Source organism: Ramlibacter sp. G4-7, from assembly GCF_057784995.1.
Window position 1 is genome coordinate 1 of sequence record NZ_JBYNTT010000011.1, and the last position, 15097, is coordinate 15097.

Below are 15097 nucleotides of genomic sequence, written 5' to 3' on the forward strand. Positions count from 1 at the left end.
ATGTCTGATCCACCTTGTGAATACGGGCTCCGGCAATGCCGGGCAGAAAGATACTGTCCGATCTTTGGGACAGGACAGGAGAAAGGAGCGAGTGCCGCTTGATCTACAGCTCAGGCTGAGGGGTCCAAAGGGTGGCGACGGCGTACACCCGCTCCGCTCGGCTCTCGCCGAACTCTGGAAATTCAATCATGAACAATACAAGGGTGGCGCGACACACGCCGCGGCCGGTGAAGGCAGTGGATCCCACCGAAGGGTCCACCTCCGAGACCGCCTTATGCCCCCAACAACCCGTGCGTGCGCGCGTAGTGGATCGTCTGCGTGCGGCTCTTGACACCGAGCCGCCGGAACAGGCGCCACAGGTGCACCTTCACCGTGTGCTCGCTGATCCCGAGTTCGTCGGCGATCTCGCGGTTGGACAGGCCGCGATCGAGCATCACGATCAGCTGCTTCTGCCGCTTGGACAGCTTGTTGTCCGTCGGGGCGAGTTCCTCGAACTGGCCGTCGGCGGAAAGCAGGGCGCGCAGCGCATTGCCGATCTCCTGGCCGCCCGAGGACTTCTCGATGTAGATGTCGGCGCCGGCCTCGATGCAGGCTTCCTCGGCGTCGGCCGCCGGGGAGGCGGACAGCACCGCCAGCGGCGTTTCGGGGAATCGCTTCTTCAGTTCGTGCACGCCGGAGGTGCCGGTGGTGTCTGGCAGCTTCAGGTCCAGCGTGATCAGGTCGGGGGTGCCGTGCTGGCGCACCGCGGCCTCGATCCCGCCGAGGCGGTCGAGTTCGACGACTTCGGCGCCGGGCCGCATCCGGCGCAGCAGCATCACGACCGCCTCACGCATCAGGGGATGGTCGTCGACGACGTACAGGGTCATGGTTTTCGACAAATGTGTTTCCGGCATGAGGCGACAAGGATAGCGCGTTCCTCGTGAACACGTCCGTGCTAATGCCTTAGTTCGCCCCTGCCGCCATCTCGCGCAGCGCAGCCGCGACCTGTTCGGGGCTGACACCCTGCGGCGGCTCGGCCGCCACGCCGGCCGGGAGGGACTGGGCGGCCTTCAGGCCCGCAATGCACTGCCCCGCCTCCTTGGGCGAGGCGAAGCCCGCGCTCTGCAACAGCAGGCGCCCCTGCGCATCCACGAACTTGAAATAGAAGAGCCCGTCGTCTTCGCGGTACTGCTTGAAGCTGGGCAGGGCGGCCTTCGTCTTTTCCTTCTTCGCCGCGCCGGCGATGGAAGCGAGGTTGCGCAGGCCGACGGCTTCGCGCAGTTCGCGCATCAGCGGCGTCGCGCGCGCGCGCGCCTTGGCGGCGCCCGCCTGCAGGATGCGCTCCAATTCCGCGGGGTTCGCGACCAGGTGCTCGTAGCGTGCACGCATGGGGCCGATCTCCGCGTCGATGCGGTCGAACAGCAGCTGCTTCGCATCCGACCAGGCGATGCCCGCGGCGTAGAGCTCGCGCAGTTTCTGCGTCTCGGCCGGCGTGGCGAAGGCCTGGTAGATCTGGAACAGGGCCGATCCCTCCGTGTCCTTGGGCTCGCCCGGCGCGCGCGAGTCGGTCACGATCGAGAAGATGGCCTTGCGCACCTGCTCGCGTGGCGCGAACAGGCCGATCACGTTGTCGTAGCTCTTGCTCATCTTGCGGCCGTCCAGGCCGGGCAGCAGCGCCACCGCTTCGTCCACTTCCGCCTCGGGCAGCACGAGGTGCTCGCCATACAGGTGGTTGAAGCTCTGCGCCATGTCGCGCGCCATCTCCAGGTGCTGCACCTGGTCGCGGCCCACCGGCACCTTGTGCGCCTTGAAGATCAGGATGTCCGCGCCCATGAGGACCGGGTACATGAACAGGCCCATGCTCACGTCGGCGTCGACGTCCACGCCGGCCGCGGTGTTCTTGTCCACCTGCGCCTTGTACGCATGCGCGCGATTGAGCACGCCCTTGCCGGTGACGCAGGTGAGCAGCCAGGTGAGCTCGGTGACCTCGGGAATGTCGGACTGGCGGTAGAAGAACACCTGCTCCGGGTCCAGGCCCGCGGCGAGCCAGCAGGCGGCGATCTCCAGCGTGGAGCGCTGGATGCGTGCCGGCTCGTCGCACTTGATCAGCGCGTGGTAGTCGGCCAGGAAGTAGAAGTTCTCCGTGCCGGGGCGGCGGCTGGCCTGCACGGCGGGACGGATCGCTCCGACGTAGTTGCCCAGGTGCGGCGTGCCGGTCGTGGTGATGCCGGTGAGGTAGCGGACGACGGGTGCGCTCATGGGGTCAGGACAGGAGGGAATTCAGGGGCGCCAGGAGCACGCCGAGGATGCGGTAGCCGACGTTCATCAGCGGACTGAGCCACAGCGAGCTCACGACGCCGGCGAGCACCAGCGCCATGACGATGAAGAAGCCCCAGGGCTCGATGCGCGAGAAGGCAAGGGCCTGCCTGGCCGGCAGCAGGCCGACCAGCACGCGGCCGCCGTCCAGCGGCGGCAGCGGAAACAGGTTGAAGGCCCACATCACGAGATTGACCAGCACGCCGGCCTTGGCCATCTGCAGGAAGAAGCGTTCGTTGATGCCCGCACCCACCAGCACGGTGAACAGCAGCGCCCACAGGATGGCCTGGATGAAGTTGGACACCGGTCCGGCCAGCGCCACCCAGATCATGTCGCGCTTGGGGTGCCGCAACTGGCCGAAGTTCACCGGCACCGGCTTGGCATAGCCGAAGAGGAAGGCGCCCGAGGTGGCGAAGTACAGCATCAGCGGCATCAGGATGGTGCCGATGGGGTCGATGTGCTTGATCGGGTTGAGCGTCACGCGCCCGAGCACGTAGGCGGTGTTGTCGCCGAAGTGCCGCGCCACGTAGCCGTGCGCCGCCTCATGGATGGTGATCGCGAAGAGCACCGGGAGCGCGTAGACCAGGACGGTCTGGATCAGGTTGTTGAAGTCCACCGACCGATTGTGTCAGACCGCTTCAGAGTCCCAGGACCGAAGGGTCGCCGCGTCCCGGGCGCACCAGCACCGGGTCGCCCCCCGTGTCCATGGGGGTCAGGTCCACCACGGTGGTCGGCTGGTCGGGACAAGGGCCGGAGCCGATCACCGCATCGAGTACCTTCTGGAAGCGTTCGCGGATCAGGTCCGGGTCGTTGAGCGGTTCGCTGTCCTCCGGGCTCATGAGCGTGGTGGCGAGCAGCGGCTCCCCGTGCAGCTCCAGCAGCAGGTGCAGCGCCCGGTGGTCCGGCACGCGCAGCCCGATGGTCTTGCGCTGGGGGTGGCTCACGCGCCGCGGCACTTCCCGCGTCGCGTCCAGGATGAAGGTGTACGGGCCCGGCGTGGCGGACTTGAGCAGCCGGTACTGGCGGTTGTCCACGCGCGCGTAGTTCGACAGCTCGCTGAGGTCCCGGCACAGGAGCGTGAGGTGGTACTTGTCGTCGATGCGGCGGATCTGGCGCAGCCGGTCGACAGCCGCCTTGTCGTCGAGGTGGCAGGCGATGGCGTAGCTCGAATCCGTCGGCACGGCCACGACACCGCCGGCCGCGATCACGGCCGCCGCCTGTTTGAGCAGGCGGGGCTGGGGATTCTCCGGATGCAGCTCGAAGTACTGGGCCATGGCTCGTCGTCAGCCGGCCGCGCGCCGCTCACGCACCGTGAGCCAGGCGCCGGCCGCGCCGCAAACCGCGATCATGACGATTCCGACGAAGGAAAGGTCGTCGGGGACGTGCGAAAAAACCAGCCAGCCGCCCAGCATGGCGAAGGCAATCTGGCTGTAGAGATAAGGCGTGAGCGTCGCCGCCGCGGCGCGGTAGTAGGCCAGGATGAGCGCGAAGTGGCCGACCGTGGCCATCAGGCCCATGAAGCACATGCCGGCCCACAGCCAGGGGTCCGCGACCTGCGTCCAGACGAAGGGCACGAGCAGCGAGGCGGCCAGGGTCCCGGTCCAGCCCGTGTACAGGTGCATGGTCACCGGGTCTTCCGTGCGGGCCAGCTTGCTGGTGAGCACCTGGAACCAGGCGTTGCTGCCCACCAGCGCGATCGGCAGCAGGCTCGTCCAGCTGAAGCTGCCGTGCCCGGGCCGGATGATGACCAGCGTGCCGAGGAAGCCTCCGGCCACCAGCACCCAGCGCAGCGGCGTCACCGGCTCCTTGAGCATCGTGGCGGCCAGCAGCGTGATCACCAGCGGCGTGATCATCACAATGGCGGTGAACTCGCCCACGGGCAGGTAGCGCAGGCTCAGGAAGGCCAGGAAGCTGCTCGTGAGCAGCAGCACGCCGCGCACCAGCTGCCAGGCCAGGTGGCGCGTGCGCCAGATGCGCCAGCCGCGCTGCGGCAGCACCAGCGCGGTGGTGGCGACCGCCTGGAACAGGTAGCGGAACCACAGCGCCATCAGCAGCGGCACCGAGGCACTGACGTACTTGGTGGTGGTGTCCAGCGCGGCGAAACAGGCGCTGGCGGCGACGACGAGCGCGATGCCCGCCAGGGCGTGGGGCTTGCGCAGCGCCAGGGCCGCGGCGTCCGCGCTCACCGGATCCGGTCGGCCAGCAGCTCCCACACCGGCGTGAGCTCGCCGGGGAGGTAAGGCAACTGGCCCAGGTCGGTGTGGCTCTCGTCGGGGCTGTGGAAGTCGCTGCCGCGCGACGCTGCCAGGCCGAACTCCTTGGCCGTTCCGGCGTACTTCACGTATTCGGCGCTGGTGTGGCTGCCGGTCACCACCTCGACCCCGCGGCCGCCGTGCGACTTGAATTCGCTGAACAGGGCGAACTCCTCGTTGGCCGTGAACCGGTAGCGCGCCGGGTGGGCGATCACGGCCAGCCCGCCGGCGTCCGTGATCCACTGCACGGCGTGCTTGAGAGACGCCCAGCGGTGCGGCACGTAGCCCGGCTTGCCGTCCGTGAGGAAGCGGCGGAACACCTCGCCCGTGTCCTTGCACACGCCGGACTCCACCAGGAAACGGGCGAAGTGCGTGCGCGAGATGAGGGCCGGGTTGCCCACGTACTTCAGCGCGCCCTCGTACGCGTCCTTGATTCCGACCTGGGCCAGGCCGGCGGCGATTTCGTGCGCGCGGGCACCGCGGCCACCGCGCGTTTCCTCCAGGCCGCGCTGCATCTGCGCGTCCTCGGGGTCGAAGCCGAGGCCCACAATGTGCACGGTCTCGCTGGCAAACGTGACCGAGATCTCGGTGCCCGTGAGGTAGCGCATGCCGTGTTCGCGGGCGGCGGCGGCCGCGCGGCGCTGCCCGCCGATCTCGTCGTGGTCGGTCAGGGCCCAGAGCTCGACCCCGTTCTTCGCCGCGCGCGCCGCCAGCACTTCCGGCTCGAGCGTGCCGTCGGACACCACGGAGTGGCAGTGGAGGTCGGCGTTGAGGATGGACACGTGCCGATTCTACGAGCCGACGTGTGGCGCTGCTGGCGACGCCATGAACGCCCCCGTGCATCGCCTGGACTCGGGGCAGGTCAGTTCAGCGCGCCCGCTTCCTGGCGGATGTCCTGCGTCGTGGCCAGGGCGGTGGCGATCGCGATTTCCAGCCCGCGCACGATCTCCTCCAGCCGCATCGAGGGCTGCCCTTGCGCGGGCAACCAGGGCACGTGGACGAGGCCGCCGCGCACGCCCTGCCACTCCGGCCGCGCGAGCAGGTGCATCAGCCCGTAGAAGGTCTGGTTGCACACGAAGGTGCCGGCCGTCTGCGACACCTCGGCGCGCACGCCGGCGTCCAGCAGCGCCTTGAGCATCGCCTTGATCGGCAGGCTGGTGAAGTAGGCCGCCGGGCCGCCCTCCACGATGGGCAGGTCGATGGGCTTGGCGCCCGCGTTGTCGTGGATGCGGGCATCGTTGACGTTGATCGCCACCCGCTCCAGCGAGATCGCCGGGCGGCCCCCGGCCTGGCCGGTGCAGAGCACGAGTTGCGGCCGGTGCTGCTCCATCAGGGCCTGCAGGCGCTGCAGGGAGGCGCCGAAAACGGTGGGGATTTCGCCGCCGACGATCCGGTGGCCGGCGATGTCCCGGCCGTCCAGGGCATGGATGGCATCCCAGCTGGGGTTGACGTCGCTCCCGCCGAAGGGGTCGAAACCTGTCACCAATACGGACAACGGCCTACGAACGGCCGGGCTTGCGGGGACTACCATGGGCCCACTCTACAGCAGGAGGATCGGCCATGCGTTGGGAAGGAAACCGGGAATCATCGAACGTCGAGGACATGCGCTCCGGCGGTGGCGGCGGCGGCTTCGGCATCGGCGGCGGCACGATCGGCATCGGCACCATCGTCATTGCGCTGGTGGGCGGCGCCCTCCTGGGCGTCAATCCGCTCACCCTGCTGGGCATCATGACCGGCGGCGGCGGTGCGCCGACCACCCAGCAAGGACCGGCCCCCGCACCCCCGGCGAACGACCAGCAGGCGAAGTTCGTCTCCACCGTGCTGGCCGACACCGAGGACGTCTGGAAGCAGCAGTTCCAGCAGGGCGGCGCCACCTACCAGGACCCCAAGCTGGTCCTGTTCCGAGGTTCGGTGCGCACGGCCTGCGGAGCCGGCCAGGCGGCGATGGGCCCGTTCTACTGCCCCGCCGACCAGAAGGTCTACATCGACCTGAGCTTCTACGACACGATGAAGTCCCGCCTGGGCGCGCCGGGTGATTTCGCCCAGGCCTATGTGATCGCCCACGAGGTGGGCCACCACGTGCAGAAGGAGCTCGGGATCACCGACCAGGTCGACCGCGCCCGCGCCCGGGCCTCGCAGGCCGAAGGCAATGCCCTGAGCGTGCGCCTGGAACTCCAGGCCGACTGCTTCGCGGGCCTGTGGGCACACCACGCCCAGCGGGCACGCAACATCCTGGAGCAGGGCGACATCGAGGAAGCGATGAACGCCGCCCAGAAGATCGGCGACGACGCCCTGCAACAGGCCGCCGGCCGCGCCGTGGTGCCCGAGAGCTTCACCCACGGCACGAGCGCGCAGCGCCAGCGCTGGTTCAACACCGGGCTGCAGACCGGCAGCGTCAAGTCCTGCGACACGTTCAGCGCCAAGAACCTCTGAGACATTCACCGCGGAGGCGCGCAGGAAACAGGAGCGCAGAAGATCACAAGTTGCTTCTCTGCAGCTCTGCGGTCTTCTGCGTCCTCCATGCCTCTGCGGTGACCGGCCTCCGTCATTGCTTTTTGGAGGGTCCCAGCCTCCGCAGCAAGCCTGCCCGGCATGGATTTTGCGGCAGTGCGACAATAGCGGGTTCATGTCCGAATCCGCCTTTTCCAAACTGAACCTGGCCGAGCCCCTGGCGCGGGCCGTCGCCGAGATGGGCTACGAGTCCATGACGCCCATCCAGGCGCAGGCCATCCCCGTGGTGCTCACGGGCCAGGACGTCATGGGTGCGGCGCAGACCGGCACCGGCAAGACGGCCGCCTTCTCGCTGCCGCTGCTGCAGCGCCTGCTCAAACACGAGAACGCCTCCACCTCGCCCGCGCGGCACCCGGTGCGGGCCCTGGTGCTGCTGCCCACGCGCGAACTGGCCGACCAGGTGGCGCAGCAGGTCAAGCTCTATTCCAAGTTCACCAACCTGCGCAGCGCGGTGGTGTTCGGCGGCATGGACATGAAGCCGCAGACGGCGGAACTCAAGCGCGGCGTCGAGGTGCTGGTCGCCACGCCCGGTCGCCTGCTCGATCACATCGAGGCGAAGAACGCGGTCCTGAACCAGGTCGAATACGTGGTGCTGGACGAGGCCGACCGCATGCTGGACATCGGCTTCCTGCCGGACCTGCAACGCATCCTGTCGTACCTGCCCAAGCAGCGCACGACGCTGCTGTTCTCCGCGACCTTCTCGCCGGAGATCAAGCGGCTGGCCGCCAGTTACCTGAAGGATCCGGTCACCATCGAGGTGTCGCGTCCCAACACCACCGCTTCCACCGTCGAACAGCATTTCTTCAGCGTCCCGGACGACGACAAGCGCCGCGCGCTGCGCCAGATCGTGCGCCAGCGCGGGATCTCGCAGGCCTTCGTGTTCGTCAACAGCAAGCTCGGTTGCGCGCGGCTCGCGCGCTCGCTGGAGCGCGAGGGCCTCAACACGACGGCCTTGCACGGTGACAAGAGCCAGGACGAGCGCCTGAAGGCGCTGGACGCGTTCAAGAAGGGCGAAGTCGACCTGCTGGTGGCCACCGACGTGGCGGCGCGCGGCCTGGACATCAAGGACGTGCCGGCGGTGTTCAACTTCGACGTGCCCTTCAACCCGGAGGACTACATCCACCGGATCGGGCGCACCGGCCGTGCCGGCGCCTCGGGGCTGGCCGTGACCCTGGTCTCGCCCAGCGACACGCGCCTGGTGGCGGACCTGGAGAAGCTCCTCAAGCGCAAGCTGGAGATCGAGCCGATCGAGTTCGAGGAAGACCGTCCGCGCGGCCGCATCAACGACGGCCGCCGCGCCTGGCGCGAGCAGGACGAGGAGGACCGCCCGCAGCGTGTCACCGACGACCGCCGCCGCGACTCCCGGGCCACCGCCGCGCCCAAGGATCCCTTCTTCGACCAGCCCTACGAGACGCCTGCGCGCGAGGAAGCGCCCGCCTGGGAAGCCAACGCCAAGCCGGCCGGCAACCGCATCTCGGCGAACATCAAGCCCAAGCGCAAGGTCGCGGCGCTGTTCAAGTCGGAATAGGGCCCGGCCTCCCGGCTGCGGATGGCATGCCGGGCTCGACCCGGGAACCCTGGGGCGCTGGCTCCGACGCCCGTCGATTGCGGGTCGCGCCCCCGCAAGGCCAGCGTCATTCTCCCGGCGCCTGTGCCTGCTCGCACCGCTCCTGGACCAGTTCGTGCTGCCCGTCGGCGGACAGCTTCAGCGCGCTCAGGCAGCCGCCCCACACGCAGCCGGTGTCCAGCGAGATGAGGTCCGGCCGCCGCAGGTAACCCAGCGTCGACCAGTGGCCGAAGGCGATGGTCACGCCTGCGGTCTTGCGCCCGGGGACGTCGAACCAAGCGAGCATGCCCGGCGGCGCCTGGTCCAGCCCGCCGGAGGCCTTCAGGTCCATCGCGCCTTCGGGCGTGCAGAAACGCAGGCGCGTCAGTGCATTGACGATCACCCGCAGCCGGTCGGCGCCCGTGAGCGCGTCATCCCAGCGATCGGGCTGGTTGCCCCACATGCGCGCGAGGAAGACCGGCAGATCGGGGCCGCGCAGCACGGCTTCGACTTCCCCGGCGAGCGCCATCGTCTTGCGCAGGTCCCAGGAAGGCAGCACGCCGCCGTGCACCATCAGGATGCCGTGCGCGAGCAAGGCCATCGAGCGGTGCCGCAGCCACTCCAGCATTGCCTCGCGGTCCGGCGCGTGCAGGATGTCGTCCATCGTGTCGTTGCCGTGCGGCGCCCGATGGCCGTGCGCCACGGCCAGCAGGCTGAGGTCGTGGTTGCCCAGCAGGCAGTGCGCCGCGTCCCCGTACGCCATGAGCCGCCGCAACACCGCGGCCGAGGCCGGCCCGCGGTTGACGAGGTCGCCGAGCACGTACAGCGTGTCGCGGCTGGGCGAGAAGGCGATGGTGGCCAGCAGCCGCCCGAGCGGCGCGTCGCAGCCCTGCACATCGCCGACGAGGTAGTGCGCCACGGCGTCAGCGCTGCGAGCGGTAGGGCGTGCTGGACCGCGCGACGCGGTCCGCCCAGGTGGGCTGGTACAGCTCCAGCATGCGCACCACCGAACGCAGCGCCAGCGGTGTCGCGAGCACCGGCCCCAGGATGATCCGCCGCACCATGTGCTCCAGGCTCGGCGGCCCCTCCTGGGAGCTGAGCGCCTCGGTGATGAAGCGCAGCCGCGGCTCGATGCCGCGCGAGCCGATCGCGTAGTGCAGCTGCTGCGTGAACAGGCCTTCGCGGTCCTGCTCGCGCAGGTACACGATGCGCCACTCGCGCTCCTCGTGGAAGCCGCGGTGCTTGGTGAACAGCGCGAACAGCTTGATGCGCTCGAACAGGGCGGCGGCCGCGTCCTTCATCTGCGTGACGGGACCGCCGGCACGCTGCAGCGCCTGCGCGAACTGCTGCAGCTTCTGTTCCATCCACGCCTCGCTGGCCTCGTAGGACAGGTATTGCACCTGCCGCACCAGCAGCGGCGAGCGCGCGGCCAGCAGCGGTCCCATGTCGAAGACGATCGCCACGCCGTTGCCGTCACCGCCGTAGCCGCGCCACATCGACAGCAGCCCGTCGTCGCCGATGTCCTCGTCGTGCTCCGAGCAGCTGAAGACGTAGACATCGAAGGCCGAGTCGCTGTCGAACGCGGCGTACAGCTCGTCGAAGGCATCCAGCAGGGCGTTGTAGTGCGCGGGCGGGCAGGCCTCGCGCAGGCCGGTGTGGCTGCGCACCGCGTGCAGGCCGAGGTTCATGCCATAGCGAAGCTCGTCCACGTCGTTCATGTACAGCGGGTTGGAGAACCAGATCTCGCCGGTCTGCGCGATGCGCTCCAGGGTGCCGATGGAGGTGTAGTGGGCCAGCAGGGGCAGGGCGCCGGCGGGCGGCTCGCGCTGCATGTCGGACCAGAGCACCTGGTCCAGGGTTTCGTCGGGCACGTGGGGCTTGGGATAAAGTGCGTTGGCTCCGATTCTGTCCCCATTCATGGATTTCCTGCTGATCGCCTTCCTCACGCTGCTCAACGGCCTGTTCGCCATGTCCGAGATGGCGCTGGCCTCCACGCGGCGGGCGCGGCTGGCGTCCCTGGCCGAGGATGGCGACGGCGGTGCGCTGGCGGCGCTGAAACTGCTGGACCAGCCCACGCAGTTCCTGTCCACCGTGCAGGTGGGCATCACCTCCATCGGCATCATCAACGGCATCGTCGGCGAGGCGGCGTTCAGCGAAGGCGTGGCCGCGTGGCTGCACGGCCTGGGCGTGCCCCCGCGCGCGTCGGCCATCGCGGCCACGGCCATCGTGGTGGCCATCATCACCTACATCACCATCATCTTCGGCGAGCTGGTGCCCAAGCGCATCGGCCAGATCTATCCCGAGCAGATCGCGCGCTTCATGGCGCGCCCCATGCGCTGGCTGTCCAAGGCGGCCGGCCCCTTCGTCCGCGTGCTGTCCGCCTCCACGCAAGGCATCCTCAAGCTGCTGGGCATCGACACGCGCGCGCGCCCGGTGACCGAAGAGGAGATCGCGCACAGCCTGGAAGAAGGCGTGGAGGCCGGGCTCATCGAGGAGCACGAGCACCAGATGGTGCGCAACGTCTTCCACCTGGACGATCGCCCGCTCACCTCGATGATGGTGCCGCGCAGCGACGTGCAATGGCTGGACGCGTCCGCGAGCGTGCGCGACGCGCTGCGGCGCGCCGGCGAAAGCGAGGCGCACTCCTGGTATCCCGTGTGCCGCGGCTCGCTCGACGACGTCGTCGGCGTGGTGAGCGTGTCGCGCCTGATCTCGCTGGGCCCCGCGCACGAAGGCCCGATCGAGCCGCACACCGTCCCGGCGCCCTTCGTGCCCGAGACACTCTCGGGCATGGAGCTGGTGGAGCAGTTCCGCATCCAGGCCGCGCGCCTGGTCTTCGTGGTGGACGAATACGGCGTGGTGCAGGGCCTCATCACCCCGCACGACCTGCTGGAGGCGATCACCGGCGAGCTGCAGCCGGCGGAGCACGCCGAGGCCTGGGCCACGCAGCGCGAGGACGGCTCCTGGCTGCTGGACGGCATGATGCCCGTGTCCGAGCTGAAGGCGCGGCTGGACATCCGCGACCTGCCGGAAGAAGACAAGGGGCGCTACAACACGCTCGCCGGCCTGCTGATGGCGGTGTCGGGCCGCCTGCCGGGCCCGGGCGAGCGCATCGACTGCGGCGACTGGGTGTTCGAGGTGGTGGACCTGGACGGCCGCCGCATCGACAAGGTGCTGGCGCAGGCGGTGCCCGAGCCGGCGGACGCGGCGGCGGGCGACTAGCTGCCGGGAAGGGGACCCGGCGGCGGGTTCAGGCGGCGCGCGCTTCGCGTCCCGCGAACCCGGCCGGGTCGATCACCTCGAGCGCGCCTTCTGCGACGAGCTTCATCAGCAGCTGGTCCAGCTGCCGCGGCGCGAGCCGGCAACGGGCGAGCAGGTACTGGCGGTTGACCGGCTGGTGGCTCATGACCGACAGCACGCGGTAGATGTCGGCCGTGCGCCCGTCCTCGGGCAACTGGGGCCAGGACTTCATGCGGAAGATGAGGTCGGCACCCGCGGGCCGCGGTGCGCCGGATCGGGTGGCCTGAGAGGGGTTGGAGGAAGCTTCCTTGCGCCCGGCTCCGAACAACCCGCGAAGCGACAATGTGAGCATGCCAACAGTGTCATCGACGGATGAGCAGATGCTCTAGGTGTTTGGCAAGCGCCGGCTAGCCAATTTGCCTAATGTGCTACGACATGGCCCGCGCCGTGGCGAAGCCCAGGGCCGTCAGGACGAGTGAGCCGAACAGGTGGGTCGCGGCGACCAGGAGGGCCGGCAGCACCCGCCCGTCCTGGAGGTGGGTGATGACTTCGGCCGAAAAGGTGGAGAAGGTGGTGAGCCCGCCCAGCAGGCCCGTGACCAGGAACAGGCGCAACTCCGGCGGCAGCTCCGGATGCTGGCCCAGCCATCCCAGGACCAGCCCGATCGCATAGCCGCCCGCCAGGTTGGCAAGGAGGGTGCCCAGCGGAAGGGCGGGCCACAAGGGATTGAAGCGCACGGCGAGCACCCACCGCAGCAGGGCACCCAGGGCGGCGCCCAGGCCGATCGCGAGGACCGACGGCAGCGGGCCGCCGCTCACGCCTGCGGATCCTCGGAGATGCGGTAGCCGACGCCGCGCACCGTCTGGATGAGGCCGTCCCCCAGCTTGCGTCGCAGGTGGTGCACGTGCACTTCGACCGCGCCGCCGTCGCTCACGCGGTTGCCGCTGCGCGCCTGGATGTCGGCGCGGCTCAGCGGCTTGGGCCGGTCTTCCAGCAAGGCCAGCAGCACGGCGAACTCCTGCTCCGTCAGTTCCACCGGCGCGCCCGCCTTCTGCACATAGCGGCTGGCCGGGTCGACGCGGATGTCGCCGTGCGCGATCTGCCCCGCGGAGAGCGTGGTGCGCCGGCGCAGCAGTGCGCGCAGGACGGCACCCACTTCCTCCAGGTGCACGGGCTTGATGATGTAGCCGTCGGCCCCGAGGTCCAGGGCGCTGAGGCGGGAGCGCAGTTGCGTGCGTGCGGAGATCACCAGCACCGGCGTCTTGGGATCGGGCAAGGTCCCGGACGGTGCGCGCCTGAGCTGCTGCAGCAGGTCGGTTCCTTCGCCGTCGGGCAGGCTCAGGTCCAGCAGCACGAAGTCGAACGGTCCCTGGGCCAGTGCAGTCCAGGCGGAGGCGAGGTCGCCGCGCACCTCGGCCTGCCATTGGTGGCGCCGCACGAGCCCGGCCAGGGCGGCGGCGGTGGTGGGGTCATCCTCGACGATCAGCGCACGGGTCACGGACCCGAGGATAGACGATGCGCGACAGTCGTGACCCTGTCCTGGATCAGGCGGACAGTTCCGGCTTCAGCTCGCCCGCCGGGATGATGCCCTGGTCGCCGTCTTCGTAGATGAGGTAGGCGGCGTTGCCCATCATGCGCCAGCAGGCCTGGAAGCGCTGTCCCTGGAAGGTCGCCGAAGCGGAGTGGAAGTGCTGGGCCATGCCGGGCTCCAGCCGGGCGATGACCAGATCGCTCTTGCACGTTTCCTCGGACAGCCGGACCGAGTCGTCGCCCTGGCGGGCGATCAGGTCCTGGGCGAAGCTGGGGGCCGCGGCAAAGGCGGCGATCGCGGCGCAGAAGACGACGGCTTTCATGTGGACTCCACGGTTTGTTCCAAGCGCATCGCCAGCAACGGAATGAAGACTGAAGGTCTGCGCTACGTGGGAGCATCGTGGCGCGGCGGCCGAAAACGGCCTGTAGGACCGGCGATGCGCAAACCGTCCGCCAAGTCCCTGGAACGCCCTAGTCGGAAATGCAGCCTGGTCGGTGGTGCCGTCCTGCGCCTGGCGCGGCCGTGCGGCGCGTGCCACGCGCCTGCGCAAATTTCATGCGCCGCGCTCGTCCACCTGCAGCACGCCGCGGCGGATCTGGTCGCGCTCGAGCGACTCGAACAGCGCCTTGAAGTTGCCGTTGCCGAAGCCATCGTCGCCCTTGCGCTGGATGAATTCGAAGAACACCGGCCCCAGCAGCGTCTCGCTGAAGATCTGCAGCAGCAGCCGCGGCTGCCCCGTGCTCGTGTCGCCATCGAGCAGGATGCCGCGCGCCTGCAGCTCTCCCACCGGCTGGCCGTGGCCCGGCAGCCGCTCTTGCAGCATCTCGTAGTAGATGTCGTTGGGCGCCGTCATCAGCGGCACGCCCGCCATCTGCAAGGCGTCGACCGTCTCGATCAGGTTGTCCGAGGCGAGGGCCACGTGCTGGATGCCCTCGCCGCTGAACTTCATCAGGAATTCCTCGATCTGGCCCGAGGTCTTGCCGGCCTCCTCGTTCAGCGGGATGCGGATCAGGCCGTCGGGTGCCGACATCGCCTTGGAGGTGAGCCCCGTGTACTCGCCCTTGATGTCGAAGTACTTGATCTCGCGGAAACCGAACAGGCGCTCGTAGAACGCCGCCCAGTGCGCCATGCGCCCGCGGTAGACGTTGTGCGTGAGGTGGTCGATGACCTTCAGGCCGTGCCCCCTGGGATGGCGCACCACGCCCGGCAGCCACTCGAAGTCGATGTCGTAGATGGACTTGCCGTCCTCGAAGCGGTCGATCAGGTACAGCGGCGCGCCGCCTATGCCCTTGATCGCCGGCAGCCGCAACTCCATCGGCCCGGTGGGGATCTCCACCGGCTGCGCGCCCAGCGCCAGCGCGCGCTCGTAGGCCTTGTGTGAATCACGCACGCGAAAAGCCAGCGCGCAGGCGGACGGACCGTGCTCCGCGGCGAAGTAGCCGGCGAAGCTTTTCGGCTCGCGGTTGACGATGAAGTTGATGTCACCCTGGCGGTACAGCAGCACGTCCTTCGAGCGGTGCTTGGCGACCAGGGAGAAACCCATCTTCTCGAACAGGGGCTCGAGCACGTCGGGCGTGGGCGAGGCGAATTCGACGAACTCGAATCCGCACAGGCCCATGGGGTTGTCGAAGAGGTCGGGCATGGGGAACTCCTGCAAGGGTGAAGACGACGGCGGGCTGGCCGGCGCGGCCGGCGGCGGGGGGTCGTCAGGCAGGAGGCGCG

General features: G+C 69.0%; 17 protein-coding genes. 3 read left to right on the forward strand and 14 right to left on the reverse strand.

Annotated elements, in window-relative coordinates:
* Positions 1-272: 272 nt before the first annotated feature.
* From AC3EGR_RS15980 to pcp, 7 genes are all read right to left on the reverse strand, one after another.
* Positions 273-866: a response regulator transcription factor gene (locus tag AC3EGR_RS15980; protein WP_488547492.1), complete on the reverse strand. Its 594-nt coding sequence runs from the start codon at positions 864-866 to the stop codon at positions 273-275.
* A 76-nt stretch (positions 867-942) separates the two neighbouring features.
* The gene (locus AC3EGR_RS15985) at positions 943-2238 is read right to left on the reverse strand and encodes a tryptophan--tRNA ligase (protein ID WP_488547493.1); all 1296 of its coding nucleotides are present in this window, start codon (positions 2236-2238) and stop codon (positions 943-945) included.
* 4 nt (positions 2239-2242) lie between these two features.
* Complete coding sequence (locus AC3EGR_RS15990; protein WP_488547494.1) at positions 2243-2911, reverse strand: site-2 protease family protein; 669 nt, start codon at positions 2909-2911, stop codon at positions 2243-2245.
* 22 nt (positions 2912-2933) lie between these two features.
* Positions 2934-3569, reverse strand: coding sequence for an L-threonylcarbamoyladenylate synthase (locus AC3EGR_RS15995; protein WP_488547495.1), 636 nt, complete (start codon positions 3567-3569; stop codon positions 2934-2936).
* 9 nt (positions 3570-3578) lie between these two features.
* Positions 3579-4481, reverse strand: a complete 903-nt coding sequence (locus AC3EGR_RS16000) for a DMT family transporter (RefSeq protein ID WP_488547496.1) — start codon at positions 4479-4481, stop codon at positions 3579-3581.
* Positions 4478-5329, reverse strand: coding sequence for a 3',5'-nucleoside bisphosphate phosphatase (locus AC3EGR_RS16005; RefSeq protein ID WP_488547497.1), 852 nt, complete (start codon positions 5327-5329; stop codon positions 4478-4480). The genes AC3EGR_RS16000 and AC3EGR_RS16005 overlap by 4 nt, the downstream gene beginning before the upstream one ends.
* A gap of 80 nt (positions 5330-5409) precedes the next feature.
* On the reverse strand, positions 5410-6078 hold the full coding sequence (pcp, locus tag AC3EGR_RS16010; protein ID WP_488547498.1) for a pyroglutamyl-peptidase I: 669 nt from the start codon (positions 6076-6078) through the stop codon (positions 5410-5412).
* Between the two features lie 29 nt (positions 6079-6107).
* On the opposite strand from pcp, the gene ypfJ reads away from it, so the two are divergent.
* Positions 6108-6980, forward strand: coding sequence for a KPN_02809 family neutral zinc metallopeptidase (gene ypfJ / locus AC3EGR_RS16015; protein WP_488547499.1), 873 nt, complete (start codon positions 6108-6110; stop codon positions 6978-6980).
* Between the two features lie 193 nt (positions 6981-7173).
* Entirely contained in the window at positions 7174-8586 is a 1413-nt protein-coding gene (locus AC3EGR_RS16020; protein ID WP_488547500.1) for a DEAD/DEAH box helicase, read from the forward strand.
* A 106-nt stretch (positions 8587-8692) separates the two neighbouring features.
* Here the strand turns inward: AC3EGR_RS16020 and AC3EGR_RS16025 are convergent, their stop codons facing one another.
* Positions 8693-9523, reverse strand: a complete 831-nt coding sequence (locus AC3EGR_RS16025) for a symmetrical bis(5'-nucleosyl)-tetraphosphatase (protein ID WP_488547501.1) — start codon at positions 9521-9523, stop codon at positions 8693-8695.
* 4 nt (positions 9524-9527) lie between these two features.
* Positions 9528-10475, reverse strand: coding sequence for a DUF2971 domain-containing protein (locus AC3EGR_RS16030; protein ID WP_488547502.1), 948 nt, complete (start codon positions 10473-10475; stop codon positions 9528-9530).
* Positions 10476-10521: 46 nt separating this feature from the next.
* On the opposite strand from AC3EGR_RS16030, the gene AC3EGR_RS16035 reads away from it, so the two are divergent.
* Complete coding sequence (locus tag AC3EGR_RS16035) at positions 10522-11826, forward strand: hemolysin family protein (RefSeq protein ID WP_488547503.1); 1305 nt, start codon at positions 10522-10524, stop codon at positions 11824-11826.
* A 28-nt stretch (positions 11827-11854) separates the two neighbouring features.
* Here AC3EGR_RS16035 and AC3EGR_RS16040 read toward each other — a convergent pair whose 3' ends face one another.
* The 5 genes from AC3EGR_RS16040 to hppD form a co-directional block, all read right to left on the reverse strand.
* The gene (locus AC3EGR_RS16040) at positions 11855-12076 is read right to left on the reverse strand and encodes a hypothetical protein (protein WP_488547504.1); all 222 of its coding nucleotides are present in this window, start codon (positions 12074-12076) and stop codon (positions 11855-11857) included.
* Between the two features lie 196 nt (positions 12077-12272).
* Positions 12273-12662, reverse strand: a complete 390-nt coding sequence (crcB, locus tag AC3EGR_RS16045; protein WP_488547505.1) for a fluoride efflux transporter CrcB — start codon at positions 12660-12662, stop codon at positions 12273-12275.
* Positions 12659-13342: a response regulator transcription factor gene (locus AC3EGR_RS16050; protein WP_488547506.1), complete on the reverse strand. Its 684-nt coding sequence runs from the start codon at positions 13340-13342 to the stop codon at positions 12659-12661. Before AC3EGR_RS16050 ends, crcB begins: the two co-directional genes overlap by 4 nt.
* 46 nt (positions 13343-13388) lie before the next feature.
* Positions 13389-13697: a hypothetical protein gene (locus AC3EGR_RS16055; RefSeq protein ID WP_488547507.1), complete on the reverse strand. Its 309-nt coding sequence runs from the start codon at positions 13695-13697 to the stop codon at positions 13389-13391.
* Between the two features lie 231 nt (positions 13698-13928).
* Positions 13929-15017 carry a 4-hydroxyphenylpyruvate dioxygenase gene (gene hppD, locus AC3EGR_RS16060; RefSeq protein WP_488547508.1) on the reverse strand — a complete coding sequence of 363 codons (1089 nt, stop codon included), beginning with the start codon at positions 15015-15017 and terminating at the stop codon, positions 13929-13931.
* Positions 15018-15097 lie beyond the last annotated feature (80 nt).